The sequence below is a fragment of the Novosphingobium barchaimii LL02 genome, assembly GCF_001046635.1.
Taxonomy (GTDB): domain Bacteria; phylum Pseudomonadota; class Alphaproteobacteria; order Sphingomonadales; family Sphingomonadaceae; genus Novosphingobium; species Novosphingobium barchaimii.
The window spans coordinates 93,157-112,223 of record NZ_KQ130458.1 but is presented as its reverse complement, the minus strand read 5'-3'; the positions used below and the strand labels follow the sequence as shown (position 1 = coordinate 112,223).

Genomic DNA, 19,067 nt, shown 5'->3' with positions numbered 1-19,067 from the left:
CCCCTGCCCCACCACCCGTGCCGCAGATCAAGCAACCCGCTGATCGCGGCACACCGCCCCCGCCCGTTCCCCTGTCCGAGAAGACATCGGCGCGAGCGGCTCCCAGCACCTATGGAAGTTGCTGATCATGCGGAAGCAGACCAAAGGCGTGCCGACCAAGGACGCCGAACTCTATTTCGGCCATGCCCGATCCTGGGATCAGGACCGTCAGCGCAAATCGTTACGGTCCGAACGCATCGCTTGGGTCGTGGCCGGCCTGGGCCTGCTTGCCGCGACCGCGGAGGGCTTCGCACTCGCGGGCCTTGCCCCGTTGAAAACGGTCATGCCGTACATCATTCGGGTCAACCAAACGACGGGCGCGGTCGACGTGCAAACCACCGTCACCCAGAAGCCGATGCGCTACGACGAGGCAGTCACGAAATTTTTCCTCGCGCAATATGTTCGAACCCGGGAGAGCTGGTTGCCGGCGGCGGCCGAAGAGAATTTCCGGGCTGTCACTATCCTGTCCGAACCAGGCGAGCAGCAACGCTGGGGCCGGTTTTTCAGCTCGAACAACGCCGCGAGTCCACAGGTCGTGTGGGGCAAGGGTGCGGTCGTCCAGGCCCGCGTGCGGAATATTGCGTTCATCAACGATCGTGTCGCCAACGTCCGCTTCACGCGAACAGTGCAGACCGACACCGATACGCAAAGCAGCGACTGGATCGCGACGGTCACCTTCCGGTACACGAACGCGCCGATGGCGGAGGGCGACCGCTATCGCAACCCATTGGGGTTCCAGGTCGAGAATTACCGCGCGGACCCCGAGGTGGTTCGATGAACCGCCTCCTTCCGCTAGCGAGCCTTCTCGCCATTATCGCGACACCAGCGATCGCGGAGGACACTCCGCGCGGTGGGCCGGCGGATCCACGCGTGAAGTTCGTCGAATATCAGGAGACCCAGGTCTACCGGATCGTCGGCACATTCCGGACGGCGACCCAGGTGGTGCTCGGCGCCGACGAGACGATCGAACATGTCGCGCTCGGCGACACCGTCTCCTGGGAAGTGGCGGTTGCCGGTCACATTCTGTTCCTGAAGCCCCGTGAGCGGGCGGGACCGACCAACCTCATCGTCACGACCAATCGCGGGGGTGAGCTGCGCAACTATGCCTTCGAACTGACAGCACGCCGGGGACCGATCGGCAGCGGTAGCCGCGATACATTCTTCCAGGTTCGGTTTCGCTACCCGCGCGATGATGCTGATCGTGCCGCCCGCATGCGCGCGACGCAAGAAGCACAGCGCGTCGCCGCATTGCAGGCGAGCGCCGTTCGGGGAGCCCTTGACCACGGCGTCATCGATGGACCACGCAATCTGAACTACAAGGTCCAGGGTGCGAGCGATCTTCAGCCGTCGGAGATCTCCGACAACGGCCAGTTCACGGTCCTGCGCTTTCCCGGCAACCACGAAATCCCGGCGATTTATCTCGTTCGCCCGGACGGTTCGGAGACTTTGGTCCCATTCGATGTCCGGGACGAGTTCGTCGTCGTCCACGCCGTGGCGGCTCAACTGCGCCTGCGCCGGAACCGGGAGGTGCTGTGCATCTATAATCTCGCGCCGACACCCTACGGCGTCGATCACGGCACCAACACAGCGTCGCCGCATGTCGAACGCACCATACAAGACCCGAAGGAGTGAGCGCGATGGACGAGACTGCGGCCGAGGCCCCTCGTCGCCCGCAGGGCGATCCAACACCTGAACGAGACGAAATCATCCGCGAGCGCGGCATCGATCCGATCGGTGGGATGACACCGGCAAAGCGGAATACCGCACTGATTTTCGCGGGAACGGCGATGGTCCTCGGCATCTTGTGGGTCAACTCGGGGCCAAGCGCTAATAATGCCGGCAGCCTGATGGGCAAACCGGAGTCGATGGCCAAACGTCCCGATCTGGCAGCGCGCGAGACCATCGCGTATGATGCCGTCGCGGCGAAACCCAAGCCGCTCGGCGCGATCACCGCCGATCCCAACGCGCCGGTCATCAATCCTCCACCTGGCGCGCAGGGCGTTGGCCCTGACGGACAGATCGTTCCTGCCATGCAACCGGGTGCAGCGCCGGCGGGCGCACCGCAGAATACGCGCCAGAACCTGGCCGATCAGGCACGGCGATCGACATTGATCGCCTATGGAGGGCGCGATGCGCTACAGCCGTCGCCGGGTGGAAGTGGCCCAGGTGGCACTTCCACCAGTCCGGACGGCGCCGCCGACGGTACAAGCGATACGACCGCTCGAGGCGCACCCAACGCGCTCGACGCGCTTCGACAGAGTTCGGCTGTCGGCGAGGCACGGGCCTCGATGCTGCCCAACCGCAACTATCTCGTCACTGCCGGCACGCTGATACCTTGCATCCTCCAGACAGCGATGAATTCGGCGCAGCCAGGCTACACCTCGTGCCTGATACCGCGCGATGTCTATTCGGAGAATGGCCGCGTCGTGCTGATGGAGAAGGGCACCAAAGTCCTCGGCGAATATCATGGCGGCATCCAGCAAGGGCAGAACCGCCTGTTCGTGTTGTGGACGCGCGCCGTCACGCCGCAGGGCGTGCGCATCGACCTGGCTTCGCCGGGGTCGGACGCCCTTGGCCGCGCCGGCATCGCCGGGTCCGTGGACACCTTCTTCTGGGCGCGCTTCGGCAGCGCGTTGCTGCTCTCGCTTGTCGATGACGCCGCCTATATCGCGGGGCAATCCGTCTCCGGTGGCAGCAATAACTTCAATAACACGACCCGGACCCCAAGCGAGGGGGCGAGCATCGCGCTCCAGAACAGCATCAACATCCGACCGGTGCTGAAGAAGAACCAGGGTGAGGAGGTCGGGATCTTCGTGGCCAAGGACTTCAACTTCGCCGACGTCTACAATCTCGAGTTGCGGCGCTGAGGATGAGCGATACCGCCGTCCTGCGCCATTATCTCGCGCCGATCCTGCCGCTGCTGGAACCGGTCGAGGTCACCGAACTGGTGATCAACAAGCCCGGCGAAGTCGGTATCGAGGATCATCGCGGTTGGCATTGGCATAGCGTCGCCGAACTCGACAGCGACTGGCTGGCGACGCTGGCCGTCGCGGCCGCAAGTTTTACGCGACAGGACGTCAATGCCGAGACCCCGATTTGCTCGACTATTTTGCCGGGCGGGGAGCGCTGCCAGATCGTCATTCCGTCGGTGACGCCGACTGGCGCACCATCCTTCACGGTGCGTAAGCCCTCGCGCGTCAATCTCGCGATCGATCAACTCGCCCAGACAGGTTTGTTCACCGCGACACGCTCGGCCGCCCGCGGCCTCGGCGAGGTCGATGCCCAATTGGTCGCGCAGCGCGACGCCGGCGACTGGCCGGCTTTCTTCAGGACCGCCGTCGCGGCCCGCAAGAACATCCTGGTGAGCGGCGCGACCGGCTCCGGCAAAACCACCTTCGCCAAGGCGCTGATCCAGCTGATCCCGCCCGACGAGCGGCTGCTCACGATCGAGGATACGCGCGAGCTCGTCGTCGAGCATCGCAATGTCGTGCATATGGTCTATTCGAGCGAGCGACAGGGCCTGGCGAAGGTCGGCCCCAAGCAGCTGCTCGAAAGTGCGCTGCGCATGCGGCCCGATCGCATCCTCCTGCAGGAGCTGCGCGACGGGACGGCCTTTTTCTATCTGCGCAATGTGAACTCGGGCCATCCTGGTTCGATTACGACCGTCCATGCCGGCTCGGCCATGGGTGCGTTCGAGCAGCTTACCCTGCTGGTGAAGGAGTCCGAGGGCGGACGCGATCTGGCCCGCGACGATATCCGTGGGCTGTTGCACATGCTCGTCGACGTCGTCGTCCAGACCCGCAAGCGCGCCGGAAAATTCGAAGTCGAGGAGGTGTATTTTGACCCGCCTGTCGGACGCGCGACCGCTCACTAAGGTCGCGATCGTCGCGGGGATGCTCGCGGCAACCTTTTTGGCATGTGCCTTGTGCGCGGTGCTGGTCGCACTGGTCGGCCTCAACCAGATCGGCCCGCACATGCAGATCTCGGCGATACCCGCATGGCTCTGGTATTACCGCGGCGATCCGCTTCTGCATCTGTGGCTGGAGCGCGGTGCGTTGGTTGCCGGCGCCATCGCTTTCGTCATCCTGCTTATCATCCTGAAGCGGGGGCGCACGCTCCATGGCGAGGCGCGGTTCGCGCGTGAAAGCGAGATCCGGCGCGAACATCTGCGCAGCAACAGTGGGATCATCGTCGGGCAGAAAGGCGGCCGTTATCTCGTTTTCGGCGGCACCGAACATGTCTTGCTCGAGGCACCGACGCGCGCCGGCAAGGGCGTCGGCGTGGTGATCCCCAATCTCCTGAGTTGGCCAGACTCGGTGGTGGTGCTCGACGTGAAGCGCGAGAACTGGGACATCACCGCTGGTTTTCGCGCACGGCATGGCCAAGCCGTCTATCTGTTCGATCCGCTCGATCCCGAAGGGCGAAGCGCCCGCTACAATCCCTTGAGCTTCATCGACCGGCTCGACGACACCGATGTGATCAATGAACTCCAGAAGATCGGCGGCATGTTGTTTCCGGCCCCGGAAAAGGCCGATCCGTTCTGGGCGGAAGCGGCGCGCGCCGCCTTTGTCGGCGTCGGCGCCCTTGTCGCGGCCAATCCCGCCCTCCCCTTCACGATCGGCGAAATCTATCGGCGACTGACGACGGGCGATCCGAAAATCGAACTGCCGAAGGTCGTCGAAGAGGCCCAGCGCCGCGGCCAACGGCTGAGCCAGGCCTGTGTCTCGGCGCTAAGCGACTTCACCTCCGCGTCCGACAACACCTTTTCAGGCATCAAGCAGACGATCACCTCGAAGCTCAATCTCTGGCTCAATCCCTATGTGGATGCCGCGACGTCGGAGACCGATTTCGATCTGCGCCAGATCCGCCGCGAGCGGATATCGATCTATCTTGGCGTGTCGCCCGACAATATAGACCGGATCGCGCCCGTCTATAACCTCTTCCTCCAGCAGCTGATCGACCTGAATACGCGGGAACTGCCTGAAAATGGTGGCCGCGTGCCGGTGCTCATTTTGCTCGATGAGTTCGCCCGCCTCGGCAAGGCACCGGTCATCGCGTCGGCTTTTTCCTATGTTGCAGGCTACGGGCTTCGCCTGTTGCCAGTCATCCAGAGCCGATCCCAGCCGCGCGGTATCTATGGCGTGGACGTCACAGACGAGATCATCGCCAACTGCGGTCTCGAGATCGTATTCACACCCAAGGAGCTGAAGGTCGCCAACGAACTGTCCGAGCGGCTCGGCTTTTTCACGATGAACGTCAAATCGAAAAGCCGGACAATTCATGGCCTGCTCGCCAACCGCAGCATATCGGAATCAGACCAGCGCCGCGCGCTGATGATGCCTCAGGAACTGATGCAGATGCCCAAAGGCGACCTTCTGTTGATGCGCGGCGGCATTCCCCCCGTCAGGGGCCGCAAGATCGAGTGTTTCCGCTCGAAGCGCTTCACGAGCCGGATCAGTGACCCGCCCAAGGTCGCGTCCCGTCCGATCGCGATCAATGCCGTATCGTCCGCCGCCAAATTGGCCGGCGAGGCGATCAGCAGTGATCCGTTAGCGCTGGCCCTGAGCGCGAAGCGGGCTGTTCTGTTGAACGACCGTCCAGCGATTGCGGTAGCGGAGCAGGCACAACCCAGCTCGCGCGCGTTGACCGATGACGAACTGTCAGGCTTTGCCGAAATCACGGATGACATGTTGGTGCTCGGCAACATGGTGGATCTACCACCGCCCGGCGACGAACAGGCCGCTATTGCATTTGTCACGGCGATGACGGCCCGGGCCGTTCTCGAGCCGGTGGGTGCCGGCGCCCAATCTCCAGCATTTGTGACCGAGAGGCATGACCATGGCAGAGAATGATCGCAAGCAATCGGGCGCGGCGCGGACGATTACCAACAGCGTTGGCATCGATGACGCCGAACGGCGCAAGGCGCAGGCGCCTGGGCCGGCTGCGCCTGAAAAGTCCTCGCCTAGGGGACTGAAAGACGGTCCCACTGAAGCGCCTGATCATGCTAGCGCTGTTGGTACGCCGCAAAACGCGCCCAAGGTGCATTCCCTCGAGGCGGGCGATGTGCCCGACAGCGTGCGGAAGCGCTATTATGCGGACAAGGCGAAATGGTCGGGCGAACCCGCCTTTTTCACGACGGCACAAGCGAAGGATCCGGCATTTCGCGATCAGGGCCGGCGTCTGGTCACGGCGACGGAGAGCCAGGAGGTCGTCAAGGATCTGGTGGCGATTGCCCAACACCGCAATTGGGATCGGATTCACGTCACGGGATCGGAAGAATTTCGGCGATCGATCTGGATCGAGGCCAGTCAGAAGGGGCTGGAGGTACGTGGCTACAAGCCCAATGATCGCGATCTCCAGGAGCTCGACCGGCTCCGCGGAGAGACGAGCCGTAATACGATTGCGCCCATGGCAGCAGTCCGTGATCTCGATGCTGTCCGCGGGTCATCCGGAATGAGTCGGCGGAGCGATGGCAATGGTTTGGAACGGTCGGATGCCCGGCGCGGCGATCGTGGCACCACGCCGAATGATCGTGCGGCCGATAGTCAGATGCGCGTGATGGAAGCGGTGATCCGACGGACGTTGTTCGACAACCCCGAGGCGGTTGCGCGTGTGATGACCGTCGCCCGCACGCAGCTCGATGCGCATATCGCGGCGGGACGGAACATCCGCCCGGCAATGGTCAAGGACGCCTCCCCGATCGTCAGGCAGGATGTCGTCCGCGGCCGTGACCCAGCCACGCCCCCCATCCCTCGTCCAGGGCGCGAGCCCAAGCCCCAAGAACGCAGCCGGTCTCGGTGACCGAGAAGCGATCGGCTACTGCTCTAAGAACCGCCACGTTTGTTCGCGTGGGCCGAGAATTTATCATGATTGATAAACCGCGAGCGGCCTAACCCCAAGCCTGCCGGATGTATACTGTTTGCGCGCAGCGTCCTGCAAGGCACAACAATCTTGCCAGAGAATATAATTGTCGTTATATCGAATGCGCCATACATCGCACTTAGAGGCTCAAATTGCGCGAAGGATATAATCTCAAGACGCTTGGACCTCGTGCCGCCCAGCTGATCGTCGAATTGAACGAGCGCCGTCGGCCGATCTTTTCGCTCGCGGACGTCACCGAGATCACAGGTCTGAGCCCGTCATCGGCACGCAGCCTCGTCGCAAACACGGAAGCGCGCGGCATCGTCACGCGTCTCAAGCCTGGCCTCTACAATCTGGTGCCATTCGAGCGGGGCCGTGACACCGAGCATGTGAGCGATCCTTACCTCATTGCAAGAACACTGGTTGGCGATGCGGACTACTTCATCTCCCACGGCAGCGCCCTCGAGCTGCACCGCATGGTCACCCAACCGCAGTTGGCCATCATCGTCTCCTGCACCAAACGGCTGCGCCCGCAGCACATCCACGGATATGAGTTCCGCTTCGTCGACGTCAAACCGCAGAATTTCTTCGGTCTGACCGAGATCTGGATCACATCCGAGGAGCAGGTCAGGGTCAGCGATCCCGAGCGTACCATCATCGATGGTCTCTACCATCCGCAATATGTCGGTGGTGTCACGGAGGTCGCCAAGGGCCTCTGGATGAGGCGCGATACACTGCGGGTCGAACTGATGATCGAATACGCGCTTCGCCTCGGCGTTGGCGCGGTGATCCGCCGCCTGGGCTATCTTCTGGAATTTTACGGACTGGCCGACGCAGCCGCATTGGAGCGGCTGCGCGCGCGGCTGACGCCGACCTATCAGCGTCTTGATGCCCTGTTTCCCAATGAGGGCAGGATGCTGGCCCGATGGCGCATCCGACTCAACGTCGAGCCCGATGAACTCGATATAATCCGGAGCCGTTGATGATTCCCCAGCGCGATCTCTCCCGTATGCGCGTTTTGCGCGAAGCCGACCTGCCGGAGTTGAGTGCGCCGTTCATCGCCCGACGATGGGCGTAAATTAATAGATTTGCTTGCCGATTCTGCCAAAGGTTATGGTGGTCAAGTTCGGGGGATGAGTTGGACGACACGCAACGCTTTGCCTATGGGCTCAAGTTCGAGAACGCCTTTCTGCGCGAGCGCGGCAAGGCGTTCGAGACCCTGTTCGCCCGTATCATGGCGCATGCCTTTCCAGGCGATTTCCAACCCGTCCGTCCTTACGGTCCGAAAGGCGACCTGAAATGCGATGGCTTCCGGGCCAGCGATGGCACCGTGTTCCAATGCTATGCGCCCGATGCAATGAAACTCGAACCCATCCTTGCCAAGGTCGATGAAGATTTCGCAGGCGCGCTCGTCCATTGGACGACAAAAATGCTGCGGTGGGAGTTTGTCCATAACGACAGTCGCGGCCTCCCGGCCGAGGCCGTCAAGAAACTTGCCGCGCTCAACGCCGCGAATCCGAACGTCGCCTTAGCCGTTTGCGGCGAAGCGGAATTGCGGCTGATCGCCATGTCGCTCGCGCTCCACCAGCTCGAAGATCTCTTTGGCGCCGTTCCATCGGGCCGTGTGCTGGAGAAGCTCGATTTCGAGGCGTTGCGGCCGGTGCTGCTGGCAATTCAACGGCAGGAACCGGACGCGGAACCATCGCTGGTGGCGCCATCGGCCGCAAAGCTCGAACGCAATGCCCTCTCCCAGGACGCAGCCGGGCTGCTGCGGCAGGGCCGCCGCCGGGAGCAGTTGGTCGAAGCCTTTTTTGCCGGCTGGCCTGATCCCGACCTCGGCGAAGAGATCGCACAAGCGTTCCGGGTGCGCTATCAGGCCCTGAAGGCGGTCGGGCTATCACCGGACGATATCTTCGGCGAGCTTCAGGCTTTCGCGGGGGGTATGACGGGAGAACCAGCGCGCCAGGGCGCGGTGCTGGCTGTGCTTTCCTACTTTTTTGAACGTTGTGACATCTTTGAGGACGCGATTCGAATCGACGCGATATGATTCTACCGACCAAACATATCCGGCCCGATCGGGCGCTCCTGGCGGTTGGTGCCGACGTGCTCGGCTGCCTGCGCGAGCCGATGACCGTCTCCCGTCTCTGGGATGAGATACGCATTTCTCGCAGCGATCGGGCGGTGTCGGCACCGATCAATTATGACTGGTTCGTGCTGGCGCTCGACCTGCTGTTTATCGTGAAGGCCGTGCAGTTCGATCGTGGTCTGGTCCAGAAGACCGTTTCATGATCCACGGCCTTTCCAGCGACCTTCCGAGCTTCAAGAGCTTGGCCTTCCGGCCCGGTCTGAACATCCTGCTCGCTGACAAGAGCGATGGGGCGACCGATCGGCAGTCCCGCAACGGCGCCGGCAAAACCAGCCTTGTCGAGCTGATCCACTTCCTGTTCGGCGCCAATGCCGACAAGGACAGCATTTTCCGCTCCGATGAACTGGCAGGCTTCAGTTTCGAGGCCCGTGTCGATATCGGACCGACGCTCGTCGATGTCACGCGATCCGGCACCAAGCCATCCCGCATCCGATTGCAGGGCGACACATCCGATTGGCCGATCGCCCCGTCTCTCGAAGCCAAGACCGGCGATCTGATCATCAGCAACGAAAATTGGCGCGCTGCATTGGGCGCGCTGCTTTTCCGCCTGAACCCGGATGTGGACGACGAAGCAAACGGCCGCTTTCGGCCGAGCTTTCGATCTCTATTCTCCTATTTCGTGCGGCGGCAGAATAGCGGCGGGTTCGTGTCGCCCACACAGCAATCCTCGATGCAGCAGGCTTGGGATCAGCAGGTAGCGATCAGTTATCTCCTGGGCCTCGACGCGAGCGTGCCGCAACAGTTTCAGGAGGTCCGCACACGAGAGCGCGCGATGGCGGAGTTGCGCAAGGCGGCGAAGGACGGCAGTCTCGGCCGTTATTTCGGCACGGCGGCTGATCTCCGGACCCGCATGACGATCGCCGAAGCCCGTGCCAGAAGGATGCGCGAGCAACTCGACACCTTCAATGTCGTTCCAGAATATTCGGGGATGGAGCAGGAGGCTTCGCAGATCACGCGCGAGATTTCGACACTCAGCGACGACAATACCGCTGATCGGGAACTGATCCTGCAGTTGCGCGCGGCGATCGACAGCGAGCTTCCGCCGGCGACGACCAGCCTGGACCGCCTCTATCGCGAAGCCGGTGTCGTACTGCCGGGCTCGGTCGGTCGCCGCTTCGAGGAAGTGGAAGAGTTTCACCAGGCTATCGTGCAAAATCGGCGATCGCATCTGACGTCCGAGGTCCAGGCCGCGGAAGATCGTATCCGCACGCGCGATCGTGCACGCGAAACCCTCGATGGCCGGCGTCGGCAGCTGATGGGCATCCTCCAATCCGGCGGCGCGTTGGAACATTACGCAGCGCTCCAGCAGGAAGCCGGCCGCGCGGAGGCGGACGCCGAGGGACTGAGACAACGCCTCACGACGGCGGAGCAGATCGAAAGCACGAAAGCCGAACTCGACATTGAGCGCGCCCGGCTCCTGAAGACGCTTCAGGACGATCATCACGAACGTCAGAGTATCATCGAGGAAGCGATCCTCGTGTTCGAGGATCTGTCCAACGCGCTTTACGAAAAAGCCGGGAGCCTGACGGTCAGCGCCACGCCCAACGGTCCCCAGGTCGATATTCGTATCGATGCCCAGCGCAGCAAGGGCATCACCAACATGCAGATATTCTGCTTCGATCTCATGCTGGCCGAACTGACCGCCCGCCGGGGCATGGGGCCGGGTTTCCTGGTTCACGACAGTCATCTGTTTGACGGGGTCGACGAACGGCAGGTGGCCAAAGCGTTGCAGCTCGGCGCCGATCATGCTGCCGCGGTCGGATTCCAATACATCGTCACGATGAATTCGGATGCTTTGCCGAAAGACGGCTTTCGTGACGGCTTTGATGTTAGTGCCTATGTGCTCGACACCAAGCTGACCGACGCAACCGAAACCGGCGGGCTATTCGGACTGCGCTTTAACTGAAATACGCCCCTACCCCAACTTATCCACATCTTTAGCGCTCGCGATCAGGGGGCTCGCGTTTAACTTTGTCCGACTCAGCCGACGGCAAAGCATCCGATTTACGGCTGCGGCTGTCCGCTGCCGCCGAACTCCGATCGGCGATCATGATCTCCCGCGCCCGCTGCAACCGCCGAGACACCGCCGCTGGCATATCGGCCACGAACCCTGCGATATCCTCGGCCAACGCGCGGTCCTCGTCCTTTCCGGTTGCCGCCAGCGCTGCCGCGGCCTCTGCATAAGCCCCCCGGATCTGCTTCTGGCGGCCGAGCGCAAGCACATCCTCCACCCGCCGCTCTGGGTTCTGTGACCGTGCGAACGCCTGCGCGCGCTCTTCGATCAGCCGGTTGAGATCCAAATCCCTCCCCTGCCCCGCTGCCCGTGCCTCCAGATGGTGGGCCGGCGAGCGCACCCGCTTCTGGACATGGCCGCGCGCGCGGCGCGGCGTCGCTTCGGCGGTGATACCGCGCTGGCGCAATTCATGGGCGAAGCTTTCGCGCCAATGATGAAGGTCGGCCTTGCGCGGATTGAACCGCGCCCCGTCCGCACCCTGGGTCGCGACGGTCAGATGGACATGGGGGTTAGCGGTGTCGGTGTGGAGCGCCACCATATAGCTGAACTGCCCTTCGAACTCGACGCGCGCGAACGCCTGGACGGCATCATGGATGGTCGCGGCATCGGTCGTACCGCCGGGCATAGACAACACCATCGACATCGAGGTCGGTCGCTCCTTGCCATATGGGTTCATCGCCTGATCGAGCATGTCCCAATCGGCCGCGATCGCCTTCAGGCGCTTTTCGTCGGTGATGATCTCGCCTTCGCTGCTGCGAACCTCGAGCTTCCCGTGGCGCGATATATAGCCAAAATGTTCGGCGAGGTGCCTGGCCCCACGCTGCTTGCCCGAGATCTTGACCATGACCTCGGGCGCCTTGCGCACGATGCGCTCAAGCTTGGCGCGCGCCTCGGCCGGCGACAACATCGGCGCAGCGGCGCTCCCGCCTATCCCCTTGCCACCACCCGAACGGATCCGCAGCGTCCCTCCGCGCAGGCTACGCTTGCCCCCGGCCGGCGGTCGCCAGGCTTCCATCAGACTGGGGAGCGGCAGGACGCCGTCATCGTCCTCAGTCATCGGGCGTATCCCAATAGCTCAGATCACCTTTCAGCGCGCGGCCAAGCGCGCGCAGCTGGTCGGCCACCTCGTCACGGAAGGAGGCGACCCGCGCGGCCTCGCGCGCCAGGTCGAGCCGCGAATCCACCATGGTTGCGGCATGAAGGGCATGGACCGCCTGGTTGAGATTGATGCCGATCCGGTTGAGCTCGCGCCAGGACTGCGCGATCTCTACCCGGTCGGCGCGCGGCGGAAGCGGATGTGCATGAAGCCGCCGACGCAACAGCATCACGAGCCATTCGGTCCGTTTTAGCCCGCGCGCATCGGCGGCCGCATCGAGCCTCTCAATATCCTCGCGCATGAGCCGAAGTTGGAGCCGGTCAGTCGTGCGGGTCCGAGGCGAAGCCGTCTCGCTCGACCTGTCCCCGGCGTTCTCAAGCGCATCGTCGATCAGCTTGCGCAGGAGCGCTGAGCGACCGCCGGCGGCAGTCGCCCTGGCATCGAAGCGCGCCGCGAGATCATCGGGCAGACGGAGGCCAAAAAACGCCACACCCCATTGCTATTGTTTAACAATGACGGCGCCAAGCCTATCCGGCCCTCACCTAAAACCACTCGTCTTATAGTCTGCTCAAGCAGACTCCGCCCGCCCTCTAGCCAGGGATCTCACCCGACCTGACATCTGCAAAAGAGCACAATATTTCCGAGTGATTCAATAAGCACGATCCGAGAAAATGAAGACAGCCGCGCCCCTGAAGAAGGGGGCGCGGCTGTCAAAATTGTCTGAAAAGCCCGATAGTTTCTACGCGGAGTGAGGGTTGAATGTGTGAGCGCCCCGCCCGGACGATGGCTTACCCCATAACGATGCCGGCAACGGGCGCTTCGATCTCCTCGCCGTCGTCGAACACCACCCGGACCAGCTCGGGCAGGATCAAACGTCCGGTCCGCCCGTCCAGGGTCACACGAACCGCATCAAGAGGCTGGGGCTCCAAAGACTTCTCCGTGCCGAACATCGATCGCAGGCCAGCACCAGCACGAACCGGCCTGCTTGGCGCAGCGCGCTCGGAGCCCTGCCCATTCGACAGGGCAGGCACGTCAAGCAACCCGGTATCAGGCAGAGCCTCGGATGCCTTGAGCCCCGCGATAAACCGGCCGCCCTCGGCCAGGGTCACGCTCTCATCGCCGAGCCGCTCGACATAGGCGCGCACCGCGTCGCCATGCGTGCGGGCAGCCCGGTGGAGGTCGTAGAGCAAGCGGATCGGCATCTGATCGATCGCTGCCCGCAGCCAGGGCGCCATGTCGGCACAAGCGGCATAGAGCGATACGAACTGCTTCGACCGGCCAAGCGCGCGGGCGATCTCCGCCTGGGTTACGCCGGCGGCCAGCATCCGTTCGATCCCGGTTGCCAGATCATGCGGGGTGAGGCCCGCGCGCTGATCATTCTCGACGATCTGATCGGCGAGCGTGTCGGCCCGGTTCACCACCGCCATCACGATGGCAGGAATAGTCTCGCGCCCGGCAAGGCGCGATGCCCGAAAGCGCCGCTCGCCGACGCGGATGACATGAAGTCCTTCGCCATTTTTCGGGGCGACGATGATCGGCTGCAGGACGCCGCGCGCGGCGATCGACGCGGCAAGATCCTTGAGCTCCGTCTCGTCGAACACGCGCCGAGGGTTTTCGGGGTCGGCGATGATCCAGTCGAGCGGCAGATCCTCGACGCGCCGCGCGCTGTCGTGGAGACCGACAAGCAGTCCGAACTCTTCGGCGCGCTGATCGAACTTGCCCATCACGCCGCACTCAGGCGACGGTCATCCATCCGGCGGACGATTTCGGCCAGGATCGGTCGGATTTCGTCAGCGGCCGCTTTCGCGCCGCTGCCGGTTTCGCGCCAGACCGGATGATGCTGTTCGGCCGAATGCTTGTAAGTCGGTCGCGCCTTGATGAAGGCGGGAAACATCAGTTTCTGGCCCACGGCGCGGGCGAGCTTGACCGCATTGTCCATTTCGCGCCGGTCGAACGGATTGACCATCGAGGGCAACAGCCCGAGAAAATCGACCTTGCGCCCGCCTCTCGCCCCTTCCGCTTTTTTGAGCGCGGTGAGCAGCATCTTGGCGCACTCGATCGAATCCTCGGCGACCTGGACCGGGGCGATCACCGCGTCGGCCACCGCCATCGCGCTCAAGGTCAGCTCATCCCATTTGGGACCGGTGTCGATGACGATATGATCGAAATGGGCGCCAAGCGCGGGAAACCGGCCCAGGAAGTCGCGGACATCCGCGGCCGCCTTGACCATCTGCAGGCGCGGATCGGCGGCGAAAACAGTGATGCCTGGCGCATCGGTCAGGTCGAGCCGCGCCTCGGGATCGAACAGATCCGCTGCAAACCACCCGGCCCGCTCGCCGGCGAGCCGACGGGTGGAACTACCCTGCGGATCGAGGTCGAGAAACGCGACCCGGTTGCCATCTCGCTCGGCAAGATACCAAGCGAGATGCGTCGCAAGAAATGTCTTGCCGACCCCGCCCTTGAGCAGGCTGACGACGATCGTTCGCATCGGCGCCGCGCCGTCAGGATTCATAGTCGTGCGGACCATCGCGCAGGTTGCGCTCATAATGCTCGCGCGACGACCAGTCGCCACCGCCGCCGATGCCGGGTCCGACATAACGGAACAGGTAAACGGTGATGACGAAGCAGACGAATGCGAACAGCAACGCATGGTCTGGATGACGCGAAAAATAGTCGGCCACGGCGGGTCTCCTTGGCATGTTCCAGGGAAACCGGTCGGTCCCCTCACCGCGCAGCGAAACGCGGCCGCTCTCGCCGCGCAGCCTCTCCTCTCGTGCCGGGGAGCAAGACCCGGTGGGCGTCAGACGGCACCGGCGATAGTCTGCTCAAGCAGACTTTTCGGCCATCCCCCCGGTCAGGGGGATAGCCGGCGTCACCATCGCTCGGTGAGACATTGTGCGCAGCCCGGCGGCAACGTCAGCGGGCTCGGTTGGCGCGACGCGATCAGCGCTCGCGGCTGACGCCTTGGTCAGTCGGCAGGCTCACGCAACCGCCACTGGTGGACCAGGGCGACGATCTTGTCCTCATAGCCGAGCTGGTCGGGATAGATCGCGCCGTGATGACCGCCCAGATAGACGAACACTACTGCCATGTCGGCCGCAACGGCGTGGTCGACGCCGAACAGGTCGGCGAGATCGAACCCGCCATTGTCTTGCGCATTCCACCAGGCGAGCAGGAAGTTTGCGGCGCGACGCGCTTGCCCCGTGTCCGAGGCGGCCAGATCGAAAAGCCGGTCGAGGGCTTGTATGACAGGCTCGCTCATCTGCGAATCCCTTTCGGTAAAAGGTGGCCCCGACAGGGTCGGGGCCATGATAGCTCAATATTCGTGGGTGAGAAGCAGCGTCAGCACGCGGGTGGTGACTTCGGGATCGGTCGGATCGGGCGATCCATAGGTCAGCGCCCGATCATAATAGTCGATCTTCCAATACAGGGCTTCGCCGGCAAGTTCGAAGCGCCCGAAATCACGCTCGCCATGGGGATCGACGTCGGGACCAAAGGCGTCATAGTCGCGCACGGTGCGCAACAGTTCGGCGCGGCGCTGGAACCCGCGGAACAAGCTAGTATCGCCGATCAGCTCGGCGACCCCGGCGGTCATGACCACCTGGTTGACGCCCGGGCTATGGATGGACTGGCGCAGGGCATCATTGAGCCGCGCGATAGTCGCGATGCGCTGGTCTGCGGATAGGACTTTGTCATTCTGGGGGTCGGCCATGACGTTCGACTTCCTGATCTGTGTCAGACCCCGCCGATCGGGGCCTTTCGACAGGCGACCGGACCGCCGGGGCATAGCGCGCCCGCGCACCCGCAGGGTCGCAACGGATGTGGAGAAGCCCGGCACGGGCTTGCGCTGGCAAGTGCCGCGGCGAGGACGCCAAGCCAGGAAGGGACGATCGGTGCAGCGGTGAGAGGGAAAATGGAACGGCATGGCCGACTTTTCGGACGTGCTGCTGGACGCGCAACCGAGGGCTTCGCTATCTATCGCCTCGATCATGACAGACACCGCCCGGATCATTGCCCTCTGGCCACGCTGGACATTGAGCGTGGGCGTGATGCAGCGGCTGCTGATCCAGGTTCGCACGCAGTGCCGCCGCTGCGGCGCCCTGATGCGCGCCGATCTGGACGATCTGGTCGCCCGCTATGGCGCAAGTGCGTCGCTGATCGATCGCCAGGAACGATGCCGCATGGTCGCGTGCGATGGCGCGACCTTCTACGTTGCCGCCCGGCGGCATGGCGAACCGTGGCGGATCCTGCTCGACGACGGGGCGCTGCGCGACGGCCTGAGCCTGTGCCCGCCAGCGCATCTCGCCCATGGGCGACCAGCCCCTTTCGCGAATGCCGCAGACCTGCTCGTTCCAGGGCGCCGTTGACGGCCTGCCCCACGGCAGGGATCGTGACCCGCATGGGCGTGCGCCGTTGTGGCGCGAAGAAGAAAGGAGTGTTCGAATGAACTGAGCTTATTGGCATAGCTCATGCCTGACCGACTTACCGGGGCCGGTGATGAATCGGCTGAGACCCCGAAAGGGGGACGGGACCATAGCATGTCGGGGTAGGGATCGAAGTTGGGCGCCGCAGCCTGACAGCTGACCAGCAGGCAAGATGCGCATGGTGAAGACTGGATTGTCTGAATCCCAGTTTCCAACGACCACTAGGTAGGTGACGGTGAACGCGGCTGACACATCGTCTCGAGCGGAGCGAGGAGCACGTCCCAGTGAATCGCTGCCAATCCGTTCGGCGTGGCCCCTGTCAGGGGACTAAGGAAACGAACGGGGCACCTAACCGCATCGCGACTCCTCACTCGCGCAACTGCGGGATCGCCTAAACAGGACGGCTCGCCGGACCTGCATGGCGACGGAGCCGTCATAGTAGTCAAACGCCCGGTGTAATGGCCGGGACAGCCGCCGCGAGGCGGACGGGGTAGCGGTATAAGCGGGAGCGATCCTTGTCGAAATCCGCTGCGTCCGGGCGAAGGACGGCAGTTCTGTAACTCGATGGATCAATGGAAAGGGACTGCTGATGCAGACCGCTACTATCCTGAGACGGATCGAGAAGCTTCCGGCCCTGTCGCGGGCGGGCAAGCGGATCAATGGTCTCAACCGCCTCATGCGGTCCCGCTGCTTATATGAGCGGGCCTATGACAGAGTATCCCGGAATCGGGGTGCGATGACGCCGGGAGTGGACGGACAGACCTTCGACGGCATGACGCTGGCGAGGCTCGACCGTCTGGTTCAAAGCGTGGCGGAAGGCCGTTACCGCCCTCGTCCAGTGCGACGGGTCTATATCCCCAAGGGCAATGGTAAGATGCGCCCATTGGGTATCCCAACGGCGGATGATCGCATCGTTCAGGAGGCGGCGAGGATGGTCCTCGCGGCGATCTATGAACCTGTGTTCTCGAAACACAGCCATGGGTTCCGCGCGGGTCACTCCTGTCACACGGCTCTCGAAGAGATCCGTAAAACCTGGACGGGCGTAAAATGGCTGATCGAGGTGGATGTCCGCGGGTTCTTCGACAACATCGACCATGACATCCTGCTCGGCCTCTTGGCCCGGCGGATCGATGATCCAGTGTTCATCGATCTGATCGGGACAATGCTTAAAGCCGGGTGCATGGACGACTGGAAGTTCGAACGGACTTATAGCGGCACCCCACAGGGCGGGGTTATCTCGCCCCTGCTCGCCAATATCTATCTCCATGAACTTGATGAGTTCATGGAGTCGATGCGGCGGGGCTTCGACAAAGGCGACAGACGGCGGGCGAACCCCGCGTATGTTGCCTGCTCTCAGCAAATCGCCGCTCTCCGCAAGGAGATCGATGCAGTCCGTGCCGATGGTGCGGGCGATGGCGAGGTTCGCGTCCGATTGGCGCTAATCGAAGCTGTCAAACAGGATCGGCGGAAACTCTCTTCCGTCGATGACATGGACCCCAACTTCCGCCGCCTGCGGTATTGTCGCTATGCTGACGACTTCCTCGTTGGCGTGATCGGCAGCAAGGCGGACGCTGTCCGGATCATGGCCGATATACAGCGCTTTCTCGCTGATCGGCTCAATCTGGCGGTGTCACCGGAGAAAACCGGGGTTCGCGATGCATCGAAGGGATCGCCGTTCCTTGGCTTCCATGTATGCGCCTTCACGTTGCGCTCCGCCGGAACAATGGCGGGGCGGCAAAAGACCGGCGGTGGAACGCGTAGCGTTCTTCGTCGGCCGACGCGAGGGAATATCAAGCTGTGGGTGCCACGGGATCGGGTCTATGCGTTCTGCAGGCGCAAAAAGCTCGGCAACCTCGACATGAGGAATGGTCGGGTGCGCCCGCAGCTCATGGAATCCAGTGTGCCGGAGATCATCGTAGCCTACAACTCGGAGTTCCGAGGCTTCGCGAACTACTACGCGATCGCCGATGGCGTGAAAGCGTCACTCGACAAGTTGGAACTGGTCATGCTCAGGAGCCTCTTCGCGACTGTGGCATGCCGGCGACGCTCGACGAGGCGGCAGGCCGAGGAATATCTGAAGATGGGGTCGGACCACGGGATTACGACCGTGGTCCGGGGCGAGCCGCGCGTTCATAAGGTGTGGAAACTGAAGCATCTGATCGTGAAGACGTGGGATAACCCCATCGTCGACACCATCACGGTAGGCTCTCGCCTTGCGCAGAGTCCGAACGATCTGGTCACGCGTCTTAGTGCCGAGCAATGCGAGGCATGTGGCGATACCGATGGTCCGTTCGAGATGCATCATCCCAATCGCTTGAAGGACAAGCGGCGCGACCAACTGACGCCTTGGGTGCAATCGGCACGACGGCGCAGGACAATCGTCCTGTGCCGAAAGTGTCACGTTGCCCATCATGGCGGCCGGATGCCCAGCGGAATGGAGAGCCGTGTGCATTGAAAGGTGCAAGCACGGTTCGGGGGGAGGCGCTG

Annotated in this window: 19 protein-coding genes; 12 read left to right on the top strand and 7 right to left on the bottom strand. The window is 63.0% G+C overall.

Going from position 1 to position 19,067, the window contains the following annotated elements; genetic code table 11:
• Positions 1-127 precede the first annotated feature (127 nt).
• From V474_RS21095 to V474_RS21050, 10 genes are all read left to right on the top strand, one after another.
• Positions 128-817: a virB8 family protein gene (locus V474_RS21095; RefSeq protein WP_031290488.1), complete on the top strand. Its 690-nt coding sequence runs from the start codon at positions 128-130 to the stop codon at positions 815-817.
• Positions 814-1,671, top strand: coding sequence for a P-type conjugative transfer protein VirB9 (virB9, locus tag V474_RS21090; protein WP_021243510.1), 858 nt, complete (start codon positions 814-816; stop codon positions 1,669-1,671). The genes V474_RS21095 and virB9 overlap by 4 nt, the downstream gene beginning before the upstream one ends.
• 5 nt (positions 1,672-1,676) lie before the next feature.
• Entirely contained in the window at positions 1,677-2,906 is a 1,230-nt protein-coding gene (gene virB10 / locus V474_RS21085) for a type IV secretion system protein VirB10 (RefSeq protein WP_021243509.1), read from the top strand.
• Between the two features lie 2 nt (positions 2,907-2,908).
• Complete coding sequence (virB11, locus tag V474_RS21080; protein ID WP_021243508.1) at positions 2,909-3,913, top strand: P-type DNA transfer ATPase VirB11; 1,005 nt, start codon at positions 2,909-2,911, stop codon at positions 3,911-3,913.
• A gap of 19 nt (positions 3,914-3,932) precedes the next feature.
• Positions 3,933-5,891, top strand: a complete 1,959-nt coding sequence (locus V474_RS21075) for a type IV secretory system conjugative DNA transfer family protein (protein WP_059153323.1) — start codon at positions 3,933-3,935, stop codon at positions 5,889-5,891.
• Positions 5,872-6,840 (top strand): LPD7 domain-containing protein, encoded by a 969-nt coding sequence (locus tag V474_RS21070; RefSeq protein WP_031290486.1) that lies wholly within the window; start codon positions 5,872-5,874, stop codon positions 6,838-6,840. The genes V474_RS21075 and V474_RS21070 overlap by 20 nt, the downstream gene beginning before the upstream one ends.
• 212 nt (positions 6,841-7,052) lie before the next feature.
• Positions 7,053-7,883 (top strand): type IV toxin-antitoxin system AbiEi family antitoxin domain-containing protein, encoded by an 831-nt coding sequence (locus V474_RS21065; protein ID WP_021243505.1) that lies wholly within the window; start codon positions 7,053-7,055, stop codon positions 7,881-7,883.
• Between the two features lie 155 nt (positions 7,884-8,038).
• Positions 8,039-8,947 carry an ABC-three component system protein gene (locus V474_RS21060; RefSeq protein ID WP_021243504.1) on the top strand — a complete coding sequence of 303 codons (909 nt, stop codon included), beginning with the start codon at positions 8,039-8,041 and terminating at the stop codon, positions 8,945-8,947.
• Positions 8,944-9,189: an ABC-three component system middle component 6 gene (locus V474_RS21055; RefSeq protein WP_021243503.1), complete on the top strand. Its 246-nt coding sequence runs from the start codon at positions 8,944-8,946 to the stop codon at positions 9,187-9,189. Before V474_RS21060 ends, V474_RS21055 begins: the two co-directional genes overlap by 4 nt.
• Positions 9,186-10,952: an ABC-three component system protein gene (locus V474_RS21050; RefSeq protein ID WP_021243502.1), complete on the top strand. Its 1,767-nt coding sequence runs from the start codon at positions 9,186-9,188 to the stop codon at positions 10,950-10,952. Before V474_RS21055 ends, V474_RS21050 begins: the two co-directional genes overlap by 4 nt.
• Before the next feature lie 31 nt (positions 10,953-10,983).
• Here the strand turns inward: V474_RS21050 and V474_RS21045 are convergent, their stop codons facing one another.
• The 7 genes from V474_RS21045 to V474_RS21015 all read right to left on the bottom strand — a co-directional run bounded on the left by V474_RS21045 (position 10,984) and on the right by V474_RS21015 (position 15,868).
• Positions 10,984-12,117, bottom strand: coding sequence for a relaxase/mobilization nuclease domain-containing protein (locus V474_RS21045; protein ID WP_021243501.1), 1,134 nt, complete (start codon positions 12,115-12,117; stop codon positions 10,984-10,986).
• Positions 12,110-12,457 (bottom strand): hypothetical protein, encoded by a 348-nt coding sequence (locus V474_RS26915; RefSeq protein ID WP_328514153.1) that lies wholly within the window; start codon positions 12,455-12,457, stop codon positions 12,110-12,112. The genes V474_RS21045 and V474_RS26915 overlap by 8 nt, the downstream gene beginning before the upstream one ends.
• 487 nt (positions 12,458-12,944) lie before the next feature.
• Positions 12,945-13,880 (bottom strand): ParB/RepB/Spo0J family partition protein, encoded by a 936-nt coding sequence (locus tag V474_RS21035; protein ID WP_021243499.1) that lies wholly within the window; start codon positions 13,878-13,880, stop codon positions 12,945-12,947.
• Positions 13,880-14,644, bottom strand: a complete 765-nt coding sequence (locus V474_RS21030) for a ParA family protein (RefSeq protein WP_031290484.1) — start codon at positions 14,642-14,644, stop codon at positions 13,880-13,882. Before V474_RS21030 ends, V474_RS21035 begins: the two co-directional genes overlap by 1 nt.
• Before the next feature lie 13 nt (positions 14,645-14,657).
• The gene (locus V474_RS21025) at positions 14,658-14,837 is read right to left on the bottom strand and encodes a hypothetical protein (RefSeq protein ID WP_021243497.1); all 180 of its coding nucleotides are present in this window, start codon (positions 14,835-14,837) and stop codon (positions 14,658-14,660) included.
• A gap of 287 nt (positions 14,838-15,124) precedes the next feature.
• The gene (locus V474_RS21020; protein ID WP_021243496.1) at positions 15,125-15,418 is read right to left on the bottom strand and encodes a DUF7673 family protein; all 294 of its coding nucleotides are present in this window, start codon (positions 15,416-15,418) and stop codon (positions 15,125-15,127) included.
• 54 nt (positions 15,419-15,472) lie between these two features.
• A complete protein-coding gene (locus V474_RS21015; RefSeq protein WP_021243495.1) occupies positions 15,473-15,868 on the bottom strand; it encodes a DUF3768 domain-containing protein in 396 nt (131 codons plus the stop codon).
• A gap of 211 nt (positions 15,869-16,079) precedes the next feature.
• Here V474_RS21015 and V474_RS26325 point away from each other — a divergent pair, with 211 nt between their 5' ends.
• Positions 16,080-16,523: a hypothetical protein gene (locus V474_RS26325; protein ID WP_021243494.1), complete on the top strand. Its 444-nt coding sequence runs from the start codon at positions 16,080-16,082 to the stop codon at positions 16,521-16,523.
• A gap of 646 nt (positions 16,524-17,169) precedes the next feature.
• Positions 17,170-19,035 (top strand): reverse transcriptase/maturase family protein, encoded by a 1,866-nt coding sequence (locus V474_RS21005; RefSeq protein WP_059153288.1) that lies wholly within the window; start codon positions 17,170-17,172, stop codon positions 19,033-19,035.
• Positions 19,036-19,067 lie beyond the last annotated feature (32 nt).

Bases quoted from the DNA above. Each gene is read 5' to 3' on its own strand.
- V474_RS21095 (WP_031290488.1), top strand. From the start codon at position 128: ATGCGGAAGCAGACCAAAGGCGTGCCGACCAAGGACGCCGAACTCTAT.
- virB9 (WP_021243510.1), top strand. From the start codon at position 814: ATGAACCGCCTCCTTCCGCTAGCGAGCCTTCTCGCCATTATCGCGACA.
- virB10 (WP_021243509.1), top strand. From the start codon at position 1,677: ATGGACGAGACTGCGGCCGAGGCCCCTCGTCGCCCGCAGGGCGATCCA.
- virB11 (WP_021243508.1), top strand. From the start codon at position 2,909: ATGAGCGATACCGCCGTCCTGCGCCATTATCTCGCGCCGATCCTGCCG.
- V474_RS21075 (WP_059153323.1), top strand. From the start codon at position 3,933: ATGCTCGCGGCAACCTTTTTGGCATGTGCCTTGTGCGCGGTGCTGGTC.
- V474_RS21070 (WP_031290486.1), top strand. From the start codon at position 5,872: ATGACCATGGCAGAGAATGATCGCAAGCAATCGGGCGCGGCGCGGACG.
- V474_RS21055 (WP_021243503.1), top strand. From the start codon at position 8,944: ATGATTCTACCGACCAAACATATCCGGCCCGATCGGGCGCTCCTGGCG.
- V474_RS21050 (WP_021243502.1), top strand. From the start codon at position 9,186: ATGATCCACGGCCTTTCCAGCGACCTTCCGAGCTTCAAGAGCTTGGCC.
- V474_RS21045 (WP_021243501.1), bottom strand. From the start codon at position 12,117: ATGACTGAGGACGATGACGGCGTCCTGCCGCTCCCCAGTCTGATGGAA.
- V474_RS26915 (WP_328514153.1), bottom strand. From the start codon at position 12,457: ATGCGCGAGGATATTGAGAGGCTCGATGCGGCCGCCGATGCGCGCGGG.
- V474_RS21035 (WP_021243499.1), bottom strand. From the start codon at position 13,880: ATGGGCAAGTTCGATCAGCGCGCCGAAGAGTTCGGACTGCTTGTCGGT.
- V474_RS21030 (WP_031290484.1), bottom strand. From the start codon at position 14,644: ATGCGAACGATCGTCGTCAGCCTGCTCAAGGGCGGGGTCGGCAAGACA.
- V474_RS21020 (WP_021243496.1), bottom strand. From the start codon at position 15,418: ATGAGCGAGCCTGTCATACAAGCCCTCGACCGGCTTTTCGATCTGGCC.
- V474_RS21015 (WP_021243495.1), bottom strand. From the start codon at position 15,868: ATGGCCGACCCCCAGAATGACAAAGTCCTATCCGCAGACCAGCGCATC.
- V474_RS26325 (WP_021243494.1), top strand. From the start codon at position 16,080: ATGGCCGACTTTTCGGACGTGCTGCTGGACGCGCAACCGAGGGCTTCG.
- V474_RS21005 (WP_059153288.1), top strand. From the start codon at position 17,170: ATGCAGACCGCTACTATCCTGAGACGGATCGAGAAGCTTCCGGCCCTG.